This window comes from Dyella thailandensis, from assembly GCF_050749815.1.
Lineage (GTDB): Bacteria > Pseudomonadota > Gammaproteobacteria > Xanthomonadales > Rhodanobacteraceae > Dyella_A.
The window spans coordinates 600,138-618,631 of sequence record NZ_CP192735.1 but is presented as its reverse complement, the minus strand read 5'-3'; the positions used below and the strand labels follow the sequence as shown (position 1 = coordinate 618,631).

At 69.9% G+C, this 18,494-nt stretch carries 18 protein-coding genes; 14 read left to right on the top strand and 4 right to left on the bottom strand.

Annotated elements, in window-relative coordinates; translation table 11 throughout:
* The first annotated feature begins 45 nt into the window (after positions 1–45).
* Both ACQVBX_RS02760 and agaR read left to right on the top strand, forming a co-directional pair.
* The gene (locus ACQVBX_RS02760) at positions 46–1,209 is read left to right on the top strand and encodes an amidohydrolase family protein (RefSeq protein ID WP_431636377.1); all 1,164 of its coding nucleotides are present in this window, start codon (positions 46–48) and stop codon (positions 1,207–1,209) included.
* On the top strand, positions 1,206–2,006 hold the full coding sequence (gene agaR / locus ACQVBX_RS02755; protein WP_431636376.1) for a transcriptional repressor AgaR: 801 nt from the start codon (positions 1,206–1,208) through the stop codon (positions 2,004–2,006). The genes ACQVBX_RS02760 and agaR overlap by 4 nt, the downstream gene beginning before the upstream one ends.
* A gap of 77 nt (positions 2,007–2,083) precedes the next feature.
* On the opposite strand, the gene ACQVBX_RS02750 is transcribed toward agaR, so the two are convergent.
* The 3 genes from ACQVBX_RS02750 to ACQVBX_RS02740 are packed head-to-tail and all read right to left on the bottom strand — an operon-like array spanning position 2,084 to position 4,481.
* Positions 2,084–2,398: a DUF6587 family protein gene (locus tag ACQVBX_RS02750; RefSeq protein WP_431636375.1), complete on the bottom strand. Its 315-nt coding sequence runs from the start codon at positions 2,396–2,398 to the stop codon at positions 2,084–2,086.
* Positions 2,395–4,239, bottom strand: a complete 1,845-nt coding sequence (gene feoB / locus ACQVBX_RS02745) for a ferrous iron transporter B (RefSeq protein WP_431636374.1) — start codon at positions 4,237–4,239, stop codon at positions 2,395–2,397. Before feoB ends, ACQVBX_RS02750 begins: the two co-directional genes overlap by 4 nt.
* Entirely contained in the window at positions 4,236–4,481 is a 246-nt protein-coding gene (locus tag ACQVBX_RS02740; protein ID WP_431636373.1) for a FeoA family protein, read from the bottom strand. The genes feoB and ACQVBX_RS02740 overlap by 4 nt, the downstream gene beginning before the upstream one ends.
* Positions 4,482–4,601: 120 nt before the next feature.
* On the opposite strand from ACQVBX_RS02740, the gene ACQVBX_RS02735 reads away from it, so the two are divergent.
* The 12 genes from ACQVBX_RS02735 (at position 4,602) to tssA (ending at position 17,329) form a co-directional block, all read left to right on the top strand.
* Entirely contained in the window at positions 4,602–5,390 is a 789-nt protein-coding gene (locus ACQVBX_RS02735) for an enoyl-CoA hydratase-related protein (RefSeq protein WP_431636372.1), read from the top strand.
* Between the two features lie 258 nt (positions 5,391–5,648).
* Positions 5,649–7,649: an acetyl/propionyl/methylcrotonyl-CoA carboxylase subunit alpha gene (locus ACQVBX_RS02730; RefSeq protein WP_431636371.1), complete on the top strand. Its 2,001-nt coding sequence runs from the start codon at positions 5,649–5,651 to the stop codon at positions 7,647–7,649.
* Between the two features lie 124 nt (positions 7,650–7,773).
* The gene (locus ACQVBX_RS02725) at positions 7,774–8,673 is read left to right on the top strand and encodes a hydroxymethylglutaryl-CoA lyase (protein ID WP_431636370.1); all 900 of its coding nucleotides are present in this window, start codon (positions 7,774–7,776) and stop codon (positions 8,671–8,673) included.
* A gap of 193 nt (positions 8,674–8,866) precedes the next feature.
* Positions 8,867–10,201, top strand: a complete 1,335-nt coding sequence (locus ACQVBX_RS02720) for an amidohydrolase family protein (RefSeq protein WP_431636369.1) — start codon at positions 8,867–8,869, stop codon at positions 10,199–10,201.
* On the top strand, positions 10,198–10,695 hold the full coding sequence (locus tag ACQVBX_RS02715) for a GNAT family N-acetyltransferase (RefSeq protein WP_431636368.1): 498 nt from the start codon (positions 10,198–10,200) through the stop codon (positions 10,693–10,695). Before ACQVBX_RS02720 ends, ACQVBX_RS02715 begins: the two co-directional genes overlap by 4 nt.
* Before the next feature lie 13 nt (positions 10,696–10,708).
* Positions 10,709–11,296, top strand: a complete 588-nt coding sequence (locus ACQVBX_RS02710; RefSeq protein ID WP_431636367.1) for a YdeI/OmpD-associated family protein — start codon at positions 10,709–10,711, stop codon at positions 11,294–11,296.
* A gap of 2 nt (positions 11,297–11,298) precedes the next feature.
* Entirely contained in the window at positions 11,299–11,772 is a 474-nt protein-coding gene (locus tag ACQVBX_RS02705) for a GNAT family N-acetyltransferase (RefSeq protein ID WP_431636366.1), read from the top strand.
* A complete protein-coding gene (locus ACQVBX_RS02700; protein WP_431636365.1) occupies positions 11,769–12,341 on the top strand; it encodes an N-acetyltransferase family protein in 573 nt (190 codons plus the stop codon). Before ACQVBX_RS02705 ends, ACQVBX_RS02700 begins: the two co-directional genes overlap by 4 nt.
* Positions 12,342–12,424: 83 nt before the next feature.
* On the top strand, positions 12,425–13,192 hold the full coding sequence (locus ACQVBX_RS02695; protein ID WP_431636364.1) for an SDR family oxidoreductase: 768 nt from the start codon (positions 12,425–12,427) through the stop codon (positions 13,190–13,192).
* A gap of 151 nt (positions 13,193–13,343) precedes the next feature.
* Positions 13,344–13,907 (top strand): elongation factor P-like protein EfpL, encoded by a 564-nt coding sequence (efpL, locus tag ACQVBX_RS02690; RefSeq protein WP_431636363.1) that lies wholly within the window; start codon positions 13,344–13,346, stop codon positions 13,905–13,907.
* Between the two features lie 114 nt (positions 13,908–14,021).
* Positions 14,022–16,136: an FUSC family protein gene (locus ACQVBX_RS02685; protein ID WP_431636362.1), complete on the top strand. Its 2,115-nt coding sequence runs from the start codon at positions 14,022–14,024 to the stop codon at positions 16,134–16,136.
* 140 nt (positions 16,137–16,276) lie between these two features.
* On the top strand, positions 16,277–17,329 hold the full coding sequence (gene tssA / locus ACQVBX_RS02680; protein ID WP_431636361.1) for a type VI secretion system protein TssA: 1,053 nt from the start codon (positions 16,277–16,279) through the stop codon (positions 17,327–17,329).
* Positions 17,330–17,377: 48 nt separating this feature from the next.
* Here the strand turns inward: tssA and ACQVBX_RS02675 are convergent, their stop codons facing one another.
* Positions 17,378–18,463 (bottom strand): hypothetical protein, encoded by a 1,086-nt coding sequence (locus ACQVBX_RS02675; protein WP_431636360.1) that lies wholly within the window; start codon positions 18,461–18,463, stop codon positions 17,378–17,380.
* Between the last annotated feature and the right edge of the window lie 31 nt (positions 18,464–18,494).

Genomic DNA, 18,494 nt, shown 5'->3' with positions numbered 1-18,494 from the left:
CCTGCGCGGCCGCGCTTCTGCGGCTGCTGTGCACCGCCGCCCCGTGTGACTGCGTCGCACGGGAGCGAGGGCAAGAACCTGCTGGCCACCGCCCCGGATGCGGACAAGCTGGCGATGCCGCTGGCCGCATTCCAGCCGCGCAGCATGCTGCGCGTTCCGGTGACGCGGATCGAGCGTCCGCGGTTCCCGGTGATCGACGTGCACACCCATCTGAGCTGGATGCGCAACGTGCGCGGCACCGTACCGGTGGGCGAGGCGATGACCTTCTTCACCGATCCGGCGTCGCTGCTGCCGCTGATGGAGCGCAAAGGCATCCGTGCGATGGTCAACCTCACCGGCGGTACCGGCCGCGGTCTGGAGGAGACCATCGCGCGCTTCGATCGCGTCGCGCCCGGCCGCTTCCTCACCATGACTGAACCCTCGTTCGGCCTGTTCGCCGAGCCGGACTACCCGCACCTGCAGGCGGAGGCAATCGAGCGGGCGCACCGTGCCGGCGCCTGCGGCCTGAAGCTGCTCAAGACCCTGGGCCTGTACCTGCGCGAGGGCATCGATCAGGGCGCGCTGGTCGGCGTGGACGATGCACGCTTCGATCCGATGTGGGAAACCTGCGCGGCGCTGGACATGCCGGTGTTCATCCACACGGCCGACCCGCTCGCCTTCTTCCGGCCCACCGACCGCCACAACGAGCGCTACGAAGAGCTGGCGCACCACCCGGACTGGTCGTTCTACGGCCCGGAGTATCCCAGCCATGCCGAACTGATCGCCGCGCGCGACCGGGTGATCGCACGCCATCCGCGCACCACCTTCGTGCTGATGCATGTGGGCAGCCAGGCCGAGGAGCTGGACACCATCGAGGCCTGCCTGGAGCGCTTCCCGAACGTGCTGGTGGACATCAGCGCGCGGATCGCCGAGCTCGGCCGTCAGCCGCGGCGCAGCCGGCGCTTCTTCGAGCGCTTCCAGGATCGCATCCTGTTCGGCACCGACGCGGTACCGCCACCGTGGGGCGAGGACGTGCCGCAGCAGTTGCTCGGTGACGAGCTGTACGAGATCTACTACCGATTCCTTGAAACCGAAGACGAATACTTCGACTATGCGCCCGCGGCGACGCCGCCGCAGGGGCGCTGGTCGATCTACGGGCTCGGCCTGCCGGATGCGATCCTGCGCAAGGTCTACCACGACAACGCCGCCCGTCTGCTGGGAATCGCATGAGCAAGAGCCGCAAGGCCGCCGCCCCGAAACTGCTGCTGGAAGAACGTCGCCGGCTGATCGTCGAGCAGGTGGAAGCCCAGGGCCGGGTCACCGTGGAGGAGCTGGTTCAGCGCTTCGGCATTTCCGCCGTGACCATCCGCGCCGATCTGGAAGCGCTCGATCGCGCTGGCGCCCTCACCCGTTCGCACGGCGGCGCGGTGCCGGTGGCACCCTCGCAGCAGGACACCCCGCTGACCATCAAGGAAACCCGCCACCACCCGCAGAAGCGGCGCATCGGCGAGGCCGCGGCCAAGCTGGTGCAGGACGGCGAGACCATCATCATCGATTCGGGCTCCACCACGGTGGAGATTGCCCGCGCCCTGCGGCAGCGTCGCTGGAACGAACTGACGGTGATCACCAATGCACTCAACATCGCATTGGAGCTGAGTGGCCTGAGCGGCGTGCGGGTGATGATGCTCGGCGGCATGCTGCGCCCCACGTCCTATTCGCTGGCCGGCCCCGATGCCGAGCAGGCGCTGTCGCGGCTATCCGCCGATCGTCTGTTTCTCGGCGTGGACGGCCTGGACCCGGCCATCGGCGTCACCACGCCCGATCCGCTGGAGGCGTCGCTCAACGCGCTGATGGTGCGGGTGTCGCGACAGACCGTCGCGGTGCTGGACGCCAGCAAGTTCGGCCAGCGCAGCCTGTCGGTGATTGCGCCGATGAAAGCGCTCGACATGGTGATCAGCGACGCCAGCGCGCCGGCCGAATACGTCGAGGCGCTCGAGGCGCTGGGCGTGCAGTTGCGACTGGTGTGAGCTGAGGCGGTCGCGCACAGGGTGCGCTCCTACAACAACGGTCGCGCGCATCCTGTGCGCGACCGCCTCACATCTATCTATTTGTCGCGTGGCCGAAAATGCAGCGGCACCGGCTCCACCGCCACGGGCGGGTGCGCGGCGGCGGGCGGTTTGGGACCGCAGGCGCCGCAGGTGTCGCAGCCGTCGCTGCAGTTGCCGGTGGTCTGCTTGGGCTGCATGGCGTGGGCGAGCCAGCGCTTCCAGCCCGCGGCATCGGGGCGATCGAGCCGCAGCGCGGCGGCGGCCAGCCAGCGCGCGGTCGGCTTGGGTGCGAGCTTGCGCACCACCACAGCCACGCTGACCACGAGGATCAGCCCGATCAACACGTATTGCACGAGCAGGCCCGTGCTCACGAGAGCCACACCGCGACGTGGTAGGTGATGAAGGAGGCCAGGTACGCCAGCGCGAACATGTAGCCGAAGGAGATCGCCACATTGCGCCAGGAGTCGGTCTCGCGGCGGATCACCGCCAGCGTGGACATGCACTGCGGTGCGAAGGCGAACCACACCAGCAGCGACAGCGCGCTGGCCAGCGGGAAGTTCACCGCCAGCGCGTGGCCGAGCCCCGCACCGCCCACCGCATCGCCACCCACCGCGTACACCGTGGCCAGCGCGGCCACCGCAGTCTCACGCGCAGCGAAGGCGGGGATCAGCGACAGGCTGATCTGCCAGTTGAAGCCGATCGGGGCGAAGATGTGCTGCAGGCCGCGGCCCAGGTAGCCGGCGATGGAGTACTCGATGGCCGGCTCGGTGGCGCCGGGCGGTGGCCCCGGGAAGGTGGAGATGAACCACATGATCACGGTGAGCGCCAGGATCACGCCGGTGAGCCGCTTGACGAAGATCATGCCGCGCTCCCACAGCCCGATCGACACGTCGCGCAGCTTGGGCAGGCGGTAGGACGGCAGCTCCATCAGCAGCGCGTGCTCGCTCTTGTCGCGGCGGATGCGCTTCATCACCCAGCCCACCAGCATCGCGCCGAGAATGCCGATGGCGTACAGCGCGAACAGCACCATGCCCTGCAGGTTGAACACGCCCAGCACCCGGCGCGAGGGAATGAACGCGCCGATCAGCAGCGCATACACCGGCAGGCGCGCCGAGCAGGTCATCAGCGGCGCCACCAGGATCGTCGCCAGACGGTCGCGCGGATCGGTGATCGAACGCGTGCCCATGATGCCGGGGATGGCACAGGCGAAGCTCGACAACAGCGGAATGAACGAGCGCCCGGTGAGCCCCACCGACACCATCAGCCGATCGAGCAGGAACGCCGCGCGCGGCAGGTAGCCGGACTCCTCCAGCGTGAGGATGAACACGAACAGCACCAGGATCTCGGGCAGGAAGCCGAGCACCGTGCCGATGCCGCCGAAGATGCCGTCGGTGACCAGGCTCTGCAGCGGCCCGGGCGGCATCCACGCGGCAACGTGCGCGCCCATCCAGTCGAAGCCGTCGGCGATCGCATCGGTCATCGGCTTGCCCACCGAATACACCGCCTGGAACACCAGGAACATCACCAGCGCCAGGATCGCCAGTCCGAACACCGGATGCAGCGCCCAGCGGTCCAGCGCATCGTCCACCGCGTCGGTGGCGCGCGGCATGGTGACGGTGGCGGCCAGCAGCGCGCGTACCTCGGCATGCAGGTCGGCGCGGCTGACCGGATCGTCCGGTTGCACCGGTGCGGCGACCGGCATCGCGCCGTCCACACGTTCGATCAACGCCTTCACGCCGTCGCGCCGCACGGCCACCGTTTCCACCACCGGCATGCCCAGCCGGCGCGAGAGTTCGGCCACGTCGATGGTGACACCGCGGCGGCGCGCCGCATCCATCATGTTCAGCGCCAGCACCATCGGCCGGCCCAGACGCTTCACCTCCAGCACGAAGCGCAGGTGCAGGCGCAGGTTGGTGGCGTCGGCCACGCAGACGATCAGATCTGGCGCAGGTTCACCGGGGTAATTGCCGGCGCAGACGTCGTGGGTGATCTGCTCATCCGGGCTGGTCGCATCGAGGCTGTAGGTGCCCGGCAGATCCAGCACGTGCAGCACGCGACCGGACGGCGCGGTGAAGCGGCCCTCCTTGCGCTCCACCGTGACGCCGGCGTAGTTGGCGACCTTCTGCCGCCCGCCGGTGAGCTGGTTGAACAGCGCGGTCTTGCCGCAGTTTGGGTTGCCGACCAGGGCGATGCGCAAGGTGCTGGCGCTCACGCCGCCTCCTGCATGCGCACCGTGACCCGCGCCGCCTCGCTGCGCCGCAGGGCGAAGCGGGTGGAGCCAACCTGGATCAGCAGCGGATCGGCACCGAGCGGGCCGCGCGCCACCAGCCGCACCGGCTCGCCCGCGACGAAACCAAGGTCGCGCAGGCGCTGGGCGATCGCATCGTCCAGATGGGCATCATCCACGCGGTCCACCACAGCAGGCGAACCCTTGGGCAGTTCGGACAGGCGCACAGGCTTTGGCCTAAATAGGAATGGTTCGCATTGTATATCGTTCCCTGCCCCACCGCATTCAACCCCGCCCCGCAGTGGGCGGGCGTTTATCATCGCGGCTCTTTGCCAAGGGATTCCGCCATGACGAGCCGCCTCTCGATCGCCGACCAGGACCGCGTGCGCCGCATCGCCCTGAACCGTCCGGAGGTGCACAACGCCTTTGACGACGCGCTGATCGCCGAGCTGACTGCCGCCATCGAGGACGCCGGCCGCGACGACCACGTACGCGCCATCGTGCTCACCGGCGAAGGCGAGAGCTTCTCCGCCGGCGCCGACCTGAACTGGATGCGTTCGATGGCGCAGGCCAGCGAGCAGCAGAACCGCGACGATTCGATGCGCCTGGCTCGACTGATGCGCCGCCTGCAGTTCTGCCCCAAGCCGACGATCGCGCGCGTCAACGGCGCTGCGTTTGGCGGCGGCGTGGGTTTGATCGCCTGCTGCGATATCGCCATCGGCGTTGAAGGCGCGAAATTCGGGCTCACCGAGGTCAAGCTCGGCCTGGTGCCGGCGGTGATCTCGCTCTACGTGATCGCCGCGATCGGCCTGCGCCAGGCGCGCCGGCTGTTCCTCACCGGCGAATTCTTCGACGCGGCCGCGGCGGCGCGCATCGGCCTGCTGCACGAGGCGGTGCCGCGCGAACAGTTGGACGAGGCGGTGCAGCGCGTGCTCGGCTTTCTCGGCAAGGCCGGGCCGGTGGCGCAAGCGGAAGCCAAGACGCTGGCCCTAGGGATGGCCGGGCTGGATGAGTCCGCCGCCGAGCGGATCGACGAGGAGAACGCGGCGCTGATCGCACGGCTGCGCGTGTCGGCCGAGGGGCAGGAGGGGCTGGGCGCGTTTCTGGGCAAGCGTGCGGCGGCTTGGGTGATGTAGTCACCCGCTCTGCACCGACTGGAGCTCACGCCGTAGCAGCCACCCTTCGCCCTGATGCGACACCTGTCGCTCACAGGGTGAGCTCCTACGAGACGAAGCCCTGTAGGAGTGCACCCTGTGCGCGACCAACCTCGCCCCACAGCAACACCGGTCCATCTCCACGATGCCCGGCTTGCTGCGCTGCGCATCGGCTGGAAACCGCCCTTCTGCTACCGTTTCGGGCTTTGCATCACGGCGCATGCCATTCAGGGACTTCGCATGTTCGAGCGCGTTTTGATTGCCAACCGCGGCGAGATCGCCTGCCGCGTGATCCGCACCTGCCGGCGCCTCGGCATCCGCACCATCGCGGTCTATTCCGAAGCCGATGCTGACGCCCAGCACGTGCGCCTGGCTGACGAAGCCTTTCCGATCGGCGGTCCGCGCCCGGCCGACTCCTACCTGCGCGGCGACGCGATCCTCGCGGTGGCGAAGAAAGCCGGCGCGCAGGCGATCCACCCCGGCTACGGCTTCCTCTCGGAGAACACCGACTTCGCCCGCGCCTGCAGCGACGCCGGCATCGCCTTCATCGGCCCGCGACCGGAGAGCATCGAGGCGATGGGCTCCAAGGCCGCCGCCAAGGCGCTGATGGAAACCCACGGCGTGCCGCTGGTGCCGGGCTACCACGGCGATAACCAGGACGGCGCTTTCCTCGCCGAACAAGCGCGCGCCACCGGCTTTCCGCTGATGATCAAGGCCGCCGCGGGCGGCGGCGGCAAGGGCATGCGCATCGTGCGCAAGGAGGCCGAGTTCACCGACGCGCTGGCCTCGGCCCAGCGCGAGGCGCAGTCCTCGTTCGGCGATGCGCGGGTGATCCTGGAGCGCTACGTCGAGCATCCGCGGCACATCGAGTTCCAGGTGTTCGGAGACAGCCAGGGCCACGTGATCCACCTCAACGAGCGCGAGTGCTCGGCGCAGCGCCGCTACCAGAAGGTGCTGGAGGAAACCCCCTCGCCCTTCCTCGACGACGCGCGACGCGCCGCCATGGGCGAGGCGGCGGTGGCTGCGGCCAAGGCGGTGAACTACGTCGGCGCGGGCACGGTGGAATTCATCGTGGCACCGACCGGCGAGTTCTTCTTCATGGAGATGAACACGCGCCTGCAGGTGGAGCATCCGGTCACCGAGCTCACGCTGGGGCTGGACCTGGTGGAATGGCAGCTGCGCGTGGCCGCGGGCGAGCCGCTGCCGTTGGTGCAGGAGCAGATCCGCGCGCACGGCCACGCCATCGAGGTGCGCCTGTACGCCGAAGACCCGGAGCAGAACTTCCTGCCCGGCTCGGGCAAGCTGCTGCGCCTGCGCCTACCGGCGCCGTCCGAACACGTGCGACTGGACGGCGGCGTGATCGAGGGCGACACGGTCACCATCTTCTACGACCCGATGATCGCCAAGCTGATCGTGTTCGACGCCGATCGCCCGCGCGCCCTGCTGCGCCTGCGCGAGGCGCTGGCCGAGTGCGAGATCGCCGGGCCGAAATCGAACATCGCCTTTCTCGAGCGGCTGACGCGTCATCCGGTGGTGGTGGAAGGCCGCATCGACACCGGTTATCTCGACCGCCACCTGGACGAGTTCCTCGTCGGCGACGTGGCACCGCCGGACTATGTGCTGTTCGCCGCCGCCACCGCCGCCCTGCTGCACGACGAATGCGCCGCGATGTCGGCCACGCGCCGCGGCAGCGATCCGCACTCGCCGTGGGCGCTCGCCGATGCCTGGCGCATCGGCCACGAAGGCCGCCGACTGGTGGCACTGGAACGCCACGGCCACCGTTACGAAGTGGAAGCCTACGGCCACGCCGGCCATTACCGCATGCGCCACGGTGACGACCGTTGCGAAGTCAGCGGCGCCCGCCACGACGGCGAAACCCTGAGCGCCCGCTTCGACGGAGACGCGCTGCGCCTGGCCGTGCGCGCCGACGCCAGTCGCGTGCTGCTGCACGACGTCGACGGCCAGCGCCATCATCTCGGCCGTGCCGCTGCCTACGCCTGGGAAAGCAGCGATGCCGCCGGCGGCAACCAGCTCGTCGCGCCGATGCCCGGCCGCATCGTGCTGGTGAAGGCCGCCGCCGGTGACGAAGTCGCCGAGGGCCAGGAGCTGATCGTGATGGAAGCGATGAAGATGGAACTCGCCTTGAAGGCCCCGCGCGCCGGCACCATCGAAAGCCTCAGCGCGAGCCAGGGCGATTTCGTCGAAGCCGACACCGTGCTGGTGCGCTTCGCCACCGAGTGAACGCGCCTGATCCGTGTAGGAGCCCGCTCGCGGGCGATGCTCTTGGCTTCGATGGGCATCAGGAGCAAAAACATCGCCCGCGAGCGGGCTCCTACAACGACCCGGGGCTGCCACGGAGAACACCATGACCGCATCCAACCACGTCCGCATTGTCGAAGTCGGCGCCCGCGATGGCCTGCAGAACGAGAGGACCCTGCTGCCGGCCGAGGTGAAGATCGCGCTGATCGACCGGCTGTCCTCCACCGGCCTGACCACCATCGAGGCGACCAGCTTCGTCAGCCCGAAGTGGGTGCCGCAACTGGCCGACGCGGCCGAGGTGTTCGCCGGCATCCGCAAGGTGCCGGGGGTGAGCTACCCAGTGCTGGTGCCGAACCTGCAGGGCTACGAGCGCGCCCGCGCCGTGGGCGCCACCGAGGTGGCGGTGTTTTCCGCGGCCAGCGAGGCGTTCAACCGCAAGAACATCAACGCTTCGATCGACGAATCGATCGAACGCTTTCTGCCGGTGCTGGAACGCGCCAAGGCCGACGGCGTGAAGGTGCGCGGCTACGTCTCCACCGTGCTTGGCTGCCCGTACCAGGGCGAGGTGCCGGTAGCCGACGTGGTGCGCGTGGCACAGCGGCTGCACGCGACCGGCTGCTACGAGGTATCGCTCGGCGACACCATCGGCGTGGGCACGCCGGCGAAGGCGCGCGCCATGCTGCGCGCGGTGGCCGACGAGGTGCCGATGGACGCGCTGGCCGTGCACTTCCACGACACCTACGGCCAGGCACTGGCCAACATCCTGGCCTGTCTGGAGGAAGGCGTGCGCGTGGTCGACAGCGCGGTCTCCGGTACCGGCGGCTGCCCGTACGCGAAGGGCGCAACGGGCAACGTGGCCAGCGAAGACGTGGTGTACATGCTGCACGGCATGGGCATGCACACGGGCGTGGATCTCGATCTGCTGGTCGCCACCGGCGCCTGGCTCGCCGCGCAGCTGCACAAGGAAACCGCCAGCCGGGTGACCCGCGCACGCACGGCGGCCTGAGCGCCGGCACCAGCGCACGATCACCTGTAGGAGCGCACCCTGTGCGCGACCGCTCGCCGGCCGGATCAAACATGCGCGGCCTCGCCGGGGTGGGCCAAGGTCGCGCACAAGGTGCGCTCCTACCGTGGCGAGCGAGACATCGCCGCGGGCGCCGCTAGAATCGGTGAGGAAAGAACGTTTCGAGGGGAATCCGATGCGCCTAGATCTTGGAGTCTGGTCCGCCGTCTGCGCCGCGCTGCTGTCGATCGCGCCACTGGCCGCTGCCGCCGAAGCATCGGCGAAGGACACCCTGCTGCTCCCCGATCGCGTATGGACCGCCGATGGCGACGCCGCACACGCCGGCTGGGCCGTGCTGGTGCACGACGGCAAGGTGGCAGCGGTCGGTCCGGCCGACGCGATCAAGGCACCCGCCGATGCGCAGCGCATCACCCTGCCCGGCACCACGCTGACGCCCGGCCTGATCGACCTGCACTCGCACCTGTTCCTGCATCCGTACAACGAGACGCTGTGGAACGACCAGGTGCTCACCGAGCCGCAAGACTACCGCACGCTCGAGGCCGCCACGCATGCCAAGGCCACGCTGCTGGCCGGCTTCACCGCGCTGCGCGACCTGGGCACCGAAGGCGCCGGCTTTGCCGACGTATCGATCAAGCGCGCCATCGACAACGGCCTGATCCCCGGCCCGCGGATGTTCGTTGCCACCCGCGCCATCGTCGCCACCGCCAGCTATGGCCCGGGCCCGCGCGGCTTCCGTCCCGACCTCGACCTGCCGCAGGGCGCGCAGCCGGTGACCGGCGTGGACGCGGCCGTGGCCGCGGTGCGCGAGCAGGCCGCACGCGGCGCGGACTGGATCAAGCTCTATGCCGACTACCGCGTGGGCGACCACGGCGAGACGATGCCCACGCTTTCCCCGGCCGAGATCCGGGCGATCGTCGACGCCGCCCACCAGATCGGCCGCCCGGTCGCCGCCCATGCGGCCAGCGAAGCGGGCGTGCGCAACGCGGTGGAGGCCGGCGTGGACACCATCGAGCACGGCTACGGCACCAGCGAAGCGACGTTCCGCCTGATGAAGCAGAAAGGCATCGCCTACGAGCCCACGCTCACCGCGGTGGAAGCCACCTCCGAATACTTCCAGCACTACGTGCCCGGGAAGTCCGAACCGACGCCCGCGATGAAGGAGGCCGAGCACGCCTTCCGCACCGCGCTGAAGATCGGCGTGACCATCGGCAACGGCAGCGACGTGGGCGTGTTCGCGCATGGCGAGAACTGGCGCGAACCGGCGCTGATGGTCGCCGACGGCATGACACCGGTGCAGGCGCTGCACGCCGCCACCGATGTGGCCGCGCGCGTGCTGCGCGAGCAGGGTCATTTCGGCCGCATCGCGCCGGGCCAGTTCGCTGACCTGGCCGCGTTCGCGGGCGACCCCAGCCGCGACATCCAGGCGCTGCGCCACCCCGTGTTCGTGATGAAGAGCGGCACCATCTATCGTTCTCCCGACACAGCTTCTGCCTCCCCGACCACGCCATGACCGAACGCAGCACCGCCTTCACCATCCGCCCCATCGAGACCCGTGACGACGCGGCCGTCGCCGACGTGATCCGCACCGTGATGCCGAGCTTCGGCGCCGACGGCCCCGGCTTCGCCATCCACGATCCCGAGGTCGACCACATGACCGCGGCCTACGCGCAGCCGCGCTGCAGCTATTTCGTAGTGGAGCTGGACGGTTGCGTAGTGGGCGGCGCCGGCGTGGCGCCGTTGCAGAACGGCGAGCCGGACGTGTGCGAACTGCGCAAGATGTACTTCCTGCCCGAGGCTCGTGGCATCGGCGCCGGCACTGCGATGATGCAGCGCTGCCTGGACGCCGCCCGCGCCCACGGCTTCGCCCGCTGCTATCTGGAAACGCTTACCGGCATGGACCAGGCGCAGGCGCTGTACCTGCGCAGCGGCTTCAAGCCGCTGTGCGCGCCGATGGGCGGCACCGGCCACTTCAGTTGCGACCGTTTCTTTCTGCTGGACCTGTAGAAGGAGGTGCACCATGAACACCGACGCGCGCGTGGACGACTACATTGCCGCCGCGGCACCGTTCGCACGCCCCGTGCTCGAACGGTTGCGCGCCGTGGTGCACGCGGCCTGCCCGGATGTGACCGAGACGCTCAAGTGGCGCATGCCGTTCTTCGAATACCGAGGCCGGCCGCTGTGCATGATGGCGGCGTTCAAGCAGCACTGCGGCTTCGGGTTCTGGCAGCCGGACGCGAAGGCCGGTGACGCCGATGGCATGGGCCAGTACGGCAAGCTCACCGCGGTGGGGGACCTGCCATCCAAACGCACCTTGATGGCGGCGGTGAAGGCGGCCATGCAGCGCATCGAGACGGGTGCGCCATCGCCGCGCTCGCGCGCCGCCGCCAAGCCTGCGCCGGCCGTACCGGAGGATCTCGCCGCCGCGCTGTCACTGCGCAAGCATGCCGCGGCCAAGCGGCATTTCGAGGCGTTCAGCCCCAGCGCGCAGCGCGAGTACACCGACTGGATCACCGGTGCGAAAACCGACGCCACCCGCAGCAAGCGCCTCGCCATCACGCTGGAATGGCTGGCCGAGGGCAAGCACCGCAACTGGAAATACATGTGAGCATGGATACCTGCACCGCACCCCGGCTCGAATTCCGCGTCGACGATCCGGCCCTGCCCGAGCTGCGTCCGCTGATCGAACCCACCGACGGCTATCTCGCCGAGCTGCATCCCACCGGCAACATCGAGCCGGTGTCGCTGGCCGCGCTGCAGCGCCCGCAGGTCACCCTGCTCACCGCCCGCGTAGACGGCGATCCGGTGGCGTGCGGCGCGTGCATCGACGAGGGTGACTACGTGGAGATCAAGCGCATGTACGTGCTGCCGGCCTGCCGCGGCCTGGGCCTGGGCAAGCAGTTGCTCGAAGCGATGGAAGCGCACGTGCGCAGCCGCGGCGGCCATAAGGTGAAACTGGAAGCGGGTACCGCCCAGGCCGAGGCGCTGGAGCTCTACGAACGCGCCGGCTACCGCCGCTGTCCGCCGTTCGGCGAGCATCACGCCAATCCGCGCAGCGTGTGCATGGAGAAGGTGCTCGCATGATCCGCATCGCCACCGGCGACGATGCCGCGGCGTTCCACGCCATCTACCTGCCGCACGTGCTCGAAGGCGTGGCCACGTTCGAGACCGTGCCGCCGGAGGTCGAGGCGATGCGCGAGCGCGTGCTGGCCAGGCTCGTGCATTACCCCTGGCTGGTATGGGAGGAAGCCGGCGCCGTGCTGGCCTATGCCTACGCCAGCCGCTTCCGCGAACGCGCCGCCTACGACTGGATCGCCGAGACCTCGATCTACGTGCACCCCGAGGCGCAGCGCCGCGGCATCGCCCGCCGGCTGTACGGCGCGTTGCTCGACACGATGCGCATGCAGCACATCTACCAGGCGGTGGGCGTGATCACCCTGCCCGGCACCACCAGCGTGGCCGCGCACGAGGCGATGGGCTTCACGCCCGCCGGCGTGTGGCGCCAGGCCGGCTACAAGCTGGGGCAATGGTGGGATGTGGGCGTGTGGCAAAAGACGCTCGGCGAACCGGCCAATCCGCCCCCGCCGCTGATCCCGTTCCGCGAGCTGCGCGAGCAGCCGGCGTGGCAGGCACGGCTGGCCCGCGCCCACTGATCTAGACAGCGCACGCCGCGCCCATGGCTGGCGCCCCGGCCGCTCCGCTAAAATCGCGGTTTTCCACGCTTCGGGAACTCTCCATGCAGCTCGCTCAGGTCAAGGCCGTCATCACCGGCGGCGCCTCCGGACTCGGCCACGCGGTCGCCCAGCACCTGGTCGCGCAGGGCGCGAAGGTGGCGCTGTTCGACGTCAACGAGGAGAAGGGCCAGGCGGCGGCCGCCAGCCTCGGCGAGGCGGCACGCTTCTATCGCACCGACGTCACCTCCGAAGAGGGCGTGAGCGCCAACGTGGCCGCCGCGCGCGAGGCGATGGGCGGGCTGAATGTAGTGATGAACTGCGCCGGCATCCTCGGCGCCGGCCGCGTGCTGGGCAAGGAAGGCCCGATGGCGCTGTCGCAGTTCCAGACCACGGTGATGGTGAACCTGGTCGGCAGCTTCAACGTCGCCAAGGCCGCCGCTGCGCTGATGCAGGGCAACGAGGCGGGCGAGGACGGCGAGCGCGGCGTGATCATCAACACCGCCTCGGTAGCCGCCTACGAAGGCCAGATCGGCCAGGCCGCGTACTCGGCCTCCAAGGGCGGCGTGGTCGGCATGACCCTGCCGATGGCGCGTGAACTGGCGCGCTTCGGCATCCGCGTGGCGACCATCGCGCCGGGCATCTTCTGGACGCCGATGGTGGACTCCATGCCGCCAGCGGTGCAGGAGTCGCTGGGCGCGTCGATCCCGTTCCCCTCGCGCCTGGGCACGCCCGAGGAATTCGCCGCCACCGCCGCCTTCATCCTCACCAACCGCTACATCAACGGCGAGACGATTCGCCTGGATGGCGGCGTGCGGCTGCAGCCTAAGTAAGCGGACACTTCAACGCGTCGTCATTCCCGCGAATGCGGGAATCCATTTTCGCCTTTCCATGCAAGAGCCAAGTGGATTCCCGCGTTCGCGGGAATGACGGCGAGGCAACTGATATCTACCTACTTTCCCATACCAAATCCCGGCCAAACCCATGAAAGCTTCCGACGTCAAGAAAGGCAACGTGGTCGAACACGACGGCACCGTCTACCAGGTGCGCGACATCGAGCGCAGCGCGCCCACCGCGCGCGGCGGCAACGTCACGTTCCGCTTCACCATGTATTCCATCCCCGGTGGTCGCAAGTACGACCTCAGCCTGCGCGCCGATGACGACCTGAAGGAGATGGACCTGGTGCGCCGCGCCGCCAACTTCTCCTACATGGACGGCGACGCGTTCGTGTTCATGGACGCCGAGGATTACACCCAGTACCTGCTCAGCCCCGAGCTGGTCGGCGACAATGCCGGCTACATCGTGGAAGAGGTCGAGGGCTATTACGTGCAGCTGATCGACGACGCGCCGGTTGGCCTGCAGGTGCCCACCAGCGTGGTGCTGACGGTGGTCGACACCGCGCCGGAAATGAAGGGCTCCAGCGCCACCAAGCGCGCCAAGCCGGCCAAGCTCAACACCGGCATCGAGATCCAGGTGCCCGAATACATCAGCAACGACGAGAAGGTGTGGGTGAACACCACCACCGGCGAATTCGCCGGCCGCGCCTGAGCGCCGGCTGACGCAGGGACGTAAAGGTGCGGGCGCGCAGTGTCGCGCCTGCACCGGCTTGACGGAGCCTGGTGCAGAATCGTCCGGCACCTTCCTCATCGGAACCGACGCGGCATGATCGCCCGCAGCTACTCGCTCCGCAGCAACGTGATGGAAAGCCTGACCCGCACGCGGCGTCCGGACGTGCCGCTGCGGGTGGTGCTGCGCAATACCGCCGCGGTGATCCTGCCGCTGGCGGTGGGCATGGCCACCGGGCACACGGCGATCGGCCTGGGCGTGGGCGCCGGCGCGCTCAACACGATGTTTTCCGATCAGCCGGGGCCATATCGCCAGCGCATCTGGCGGTTGCTGCTGGCTGCGCTGGCGGCGGCGCTGGCCTCGCTGGTGGGCATGCTGATCGGCGATCAGTTCGGACCGATGCTGGTCGCCACCGCTGTGGCGGGATTCCTCGGCGGCATGCTGGTGCTGTTCGGCGTGGACATCGCCCGCGTGGGCATGACCAGCATGATCCTGCTGGTGGTGACCGCCGCCACGCCGATGCCGACCGTGGCGGCCGCGTTCGGCAGCGCCGCGCTGATCTTCGCCGGCGGCATGCTGTTGGCGATGTTCTCGGTAGCCGCCTGGCCGCTGCAGCGCTACCGGCCCGAGCGCCTGGCGCTGGCCGAGGTGTTCCGGGGCCTGGCCGAGCTGGCCCGCCAGCAGGCGCACGACGAGGCCGACGTGCCCGCGCTCACCGAGGCGATGACTGCGCTGCAGCACACCCTGCTGGGCCGTCATCACGCCCGTGGCCGCGCCATGGAAGCGTTCGGTGTGCTGCTGGAGCTGGCCGAACGGATCCGGCTGGAACTCACCGCGCTGGCCGAGCTGCGCGCCAATCCCACCCTGCACGCGATCTTCCGCCACGACGCCGCGCGCGTGATGGCCACGATCGCCGACGCGCTGGAAGCAGGCGATGCGCCGGAGGACGCCGAACGCGCGCTGCGCGGCCTGCAGGCCAGCGAACGCACCCTGCTCGACCAGCCGCAGGCACGCGGTGGCCTGGCCGTGCATATCCACGCGCTGACCGGCCAGCTCGCCGCGGCCGTGCGCAACGCCCGCTGGGCCGGCAGCCGCGGCGAGTGGCGCGCGGTGGCCGCGGAAACACCGCTGCCAGCCGCGCTGCGCAGTCACTCGGTGCTGGCCACGTTGCGCGCCAACCTCACCCCACGTTCGGTGGCGTTCCGCCATGCCGTGCGCAGCGCCGCGTGCCTGTGCATCGCGCTGGCGGTGGCCCGCTGGCTCAAGCTGCCGCACGGCTACTGGGTGCCGATGACTGCCGCCATCGTGCTGCGCCCGGATTTCGCCGCCACCTTCAACTTCGGCCTGCTGCGGGTGGTCGGCACCGTGCTCGGCCTGCTGCTCACCACCGCGCTGCTGCACGTGACGCCGAACGAGCCATGGGCCCACCTGGCCCTGATGGCCGTGCTGTGCATGGGCTTCCGCTACCTGGCCACCGCGCATTACGGCGCGGCGGTGGCCGCGCTCACCGGCACCGTGGTGATCCTGCTCTCGTTCGAAGGGGTCGACCCCGGCGGGGCGGTGATCGACCGCGTGATCAACACGGCGATGGGCAGCGCCATGGCGCTGATCGCCTACGTGCTGTGGCCGACCTGGGAGCGCGGCCGTGCCCGCGCGGCGCTGGCGGACATGCTCGATGCCTACGCCCGCTACCTGGCCGCACTGGCGGCGCCCGGGGAGCGCGACGCGCACCGCGAGACGCGCACCGCCGCGCGCATGGCGCGCACCAACGCCCAGGCTTCGCTGGAGCGCATGCGCGGCGAACCCGGCACGCCGCTGCCGCTGCTGGAACTGGCCCAGGCCCTGTTCGCCAACGGCAACCGGCTGGCGCGCACGGCGATGGCGCTGGAGGCGTTGATCGACGACCGCGAGCGGCTGCCGGAACCGGCCGAGATCGGCGGCTTCGTGGAGCACGCCGCCGATGCCCTGCATCACGTGGCGCAAGCCCTGCGCGAACAGCAGCCGCTGCCGCCCCTGCCCGCGCTGCGCGACCTGCAGCGCAGTCTCACCGACCTGCTCGAACTGAGCGACGACCCGCCCACCGCCGAGCTGGTCGAGCGCCTCAGCGACCGGCTGGTCGACAACATCCACACGCTCGCCCACGTCGTCGAGCGCAGCCGCCAGCCGCTGGCGGGGGTGGCGGTGGATCCGCACCGGCTGCCGCAAAGCTGAGCCTCGGCGCGGCCGGCGTGACCGGTTTCCGCTCCGGAAAACGCACTACCTAGAGAGACGGCCCCGGCCCGATCGTGCCCGCGGCGCGGTCGGCACCGGTCGGCGCGTACGCCCCTTCCATCCCGATCGTCGAGTCCGCCATGAACGATGAAGCGCTGCAGTCCCTGCTCCTGCCCATCAGCGACGAGGCCCCGTGCGGCCCGGACCTGGAATACGACGCCGACTTCATGGCGTTGGAGCGCGCTGCCACGGTCAAGGCCGAGCGCGCCATCGGCGACGAGGTGAAGGCGGCCGAGGAACCGGACTGGGATCGGGTGAAGAGCCTCGCCGAGGGCCTGTTGGGCCGCTCCAAGGACCTGCGCGTAGCCACGCACCTGTCCACCGCCTGGCTGCGCACCGGCGGCCTCGCCGGCCTGGCTGGCGGCCTGGCGCTGGTACGCGGCATGCTGGAGAACTACTGGGAAGGCGTGCATCCCATGCTGGACGCGGAGGACGACGACGACCCCACCGCGCGCGTCAACGCCGTGGTGCCGTTCGGCGAGCCGTTGGGCGTGCTCAACTACCTGCGCACCACGCCGTTCGTGCAGTCCCCGCGCATCGGCCGGTTCTCGCTGCGCGACCTGCGCATCGCCAACGGCACGCTGAAGGTCGGCGACAGCCCCAACGGTGAAGGCCTACCCTCGATGAGCGACATCGAGGCCTGCTGCATGGATTGCCCCGAAGCCGACCTGGCCGCCTCGCTGGACGCGGCCAGCCGCATCCTCGAGCAGGCCAAGGCGATCGACACCCTGTTCAACGAGCGCATCGGCACCGCCGGCCCCGACCTGAAACTGCTGCTGTCGGACAGCTACGAACTGAAGAAATTCGTCGAGTCGCAGGTCGCCCGGCGCAGCCCGCAAGACGATGGCGCCGGCAGCGAAGACGCGACGGAAGGCGCCGAAGGCGGCGGCACGGCCGCGGTGGCTGGCGTGGCCGCATCGAACGGTCGCATCCAGAGCCCGGAGGACGTGCGCCGTCGACTGGACGAGCTGTGCGAGTACTACGCGCGGCACGAACCGTCCAGCCCGATCCCGCTGCTGCTGCGCCGCGCGCAGCGCCTAGTGGGCATGAACTTCGCCGACCTCATGCAGGATCTCGCGCCGGGCGGGCTGAGCGAACTGCGCGTGATCGCCGGACCGGACGAGAACGGCTGAGCGAATCGCCGCGGCCGCGGGCGTCCGTCCGCGATCGCACTCTTGCCGTCAGGGCGCGCCCTTGCAGTTGGCCGCACCCGAGCGCACGAACAGCGCCTGTGCCGAAGGACTCCAGCTCATCGACAAGCCGCCAGGCAAGCCCGCGGTAATGGTCGCCTGCGCGCTCTGGGTGAATGGACCGGCGACCTGCGAGCTGCCGTCGGCCTGGGTGACGGTCGCGCTAAGCCGGTACGCGTCGGGCTCCGCACAGGCGGAGGTATTCACCGCTTGCGAAACGGTGGCGCCGTAGCCGTTGAGCGTCGGCAACCGGCCATGCCCCAACGGCACCGTGCCGCCCTGCGCCGGGCACACCGCCTCCAGCACGTAGTCCACGTCGAACCGCACCGGCGGCGCCACCTGCACTACTGCATCGGCCTCGGGCAAAGCCGAGCAGCCCAGCAGGAACACCTTGCGCTGCGTCGCCACGTGCAGCACCACGGGGCCGCTGGGCAGCGCAGCCGCATCCGGCCAGCGCAGTTCCAGCCGCGCCGGCGAGGCTCCGGTGAGCACGGGTTGGCTGGCCAACGGCTTGCCGGCGGCGTCGGTAGCGCTGACGCGTGGATCGGCGCACTGCGCATCGGCGAGGTCGGAGCCGACCAGCGCGAACGTCAGCGGCTTGCCGACCGGCAGTGCTGCCGGATGCAGGGCGAACAGCGGCACGTTCGCCATGTTCTGCACGCTGTCGATGGCCGGCACCTGCTTGCCGGCCGCCGTGGCGCCGGCCAGACGCTCCACACCGGCGGACAGCGCCGCCTGCATCGCCGCCGTGTCGCTCGCCCCGCAGCCGCCGGACACGGCGAGGTAGGCCTGCACCCGTGCCGCCGCTGCGTGGGCGCGCACGATGCGGGCGCGCAGCGCGTCGCCGACCAGTTCCACCGGCTGGCTCGCGTTGCCTCCCGCGCTTTGCCGCAACGCGTCGGCCATGCCGGCCAGTTGCTGGCTTACCGCGGCCAGCGGCGATCCCGCAGCCGGCTGGCTCTTGGCCAGATCGGCTTGCGCCGTGGCCAGCTCATCCAGCGCGAGCTGCGCGGTCAGGCGCGGCGCAAGCTGTGCCGACACCGAGCCCATCGCCAGCAGCAAGCAAGCCGCCAGCACCGGCGCGCCATGCCTCCGGAGACGGGCTGCG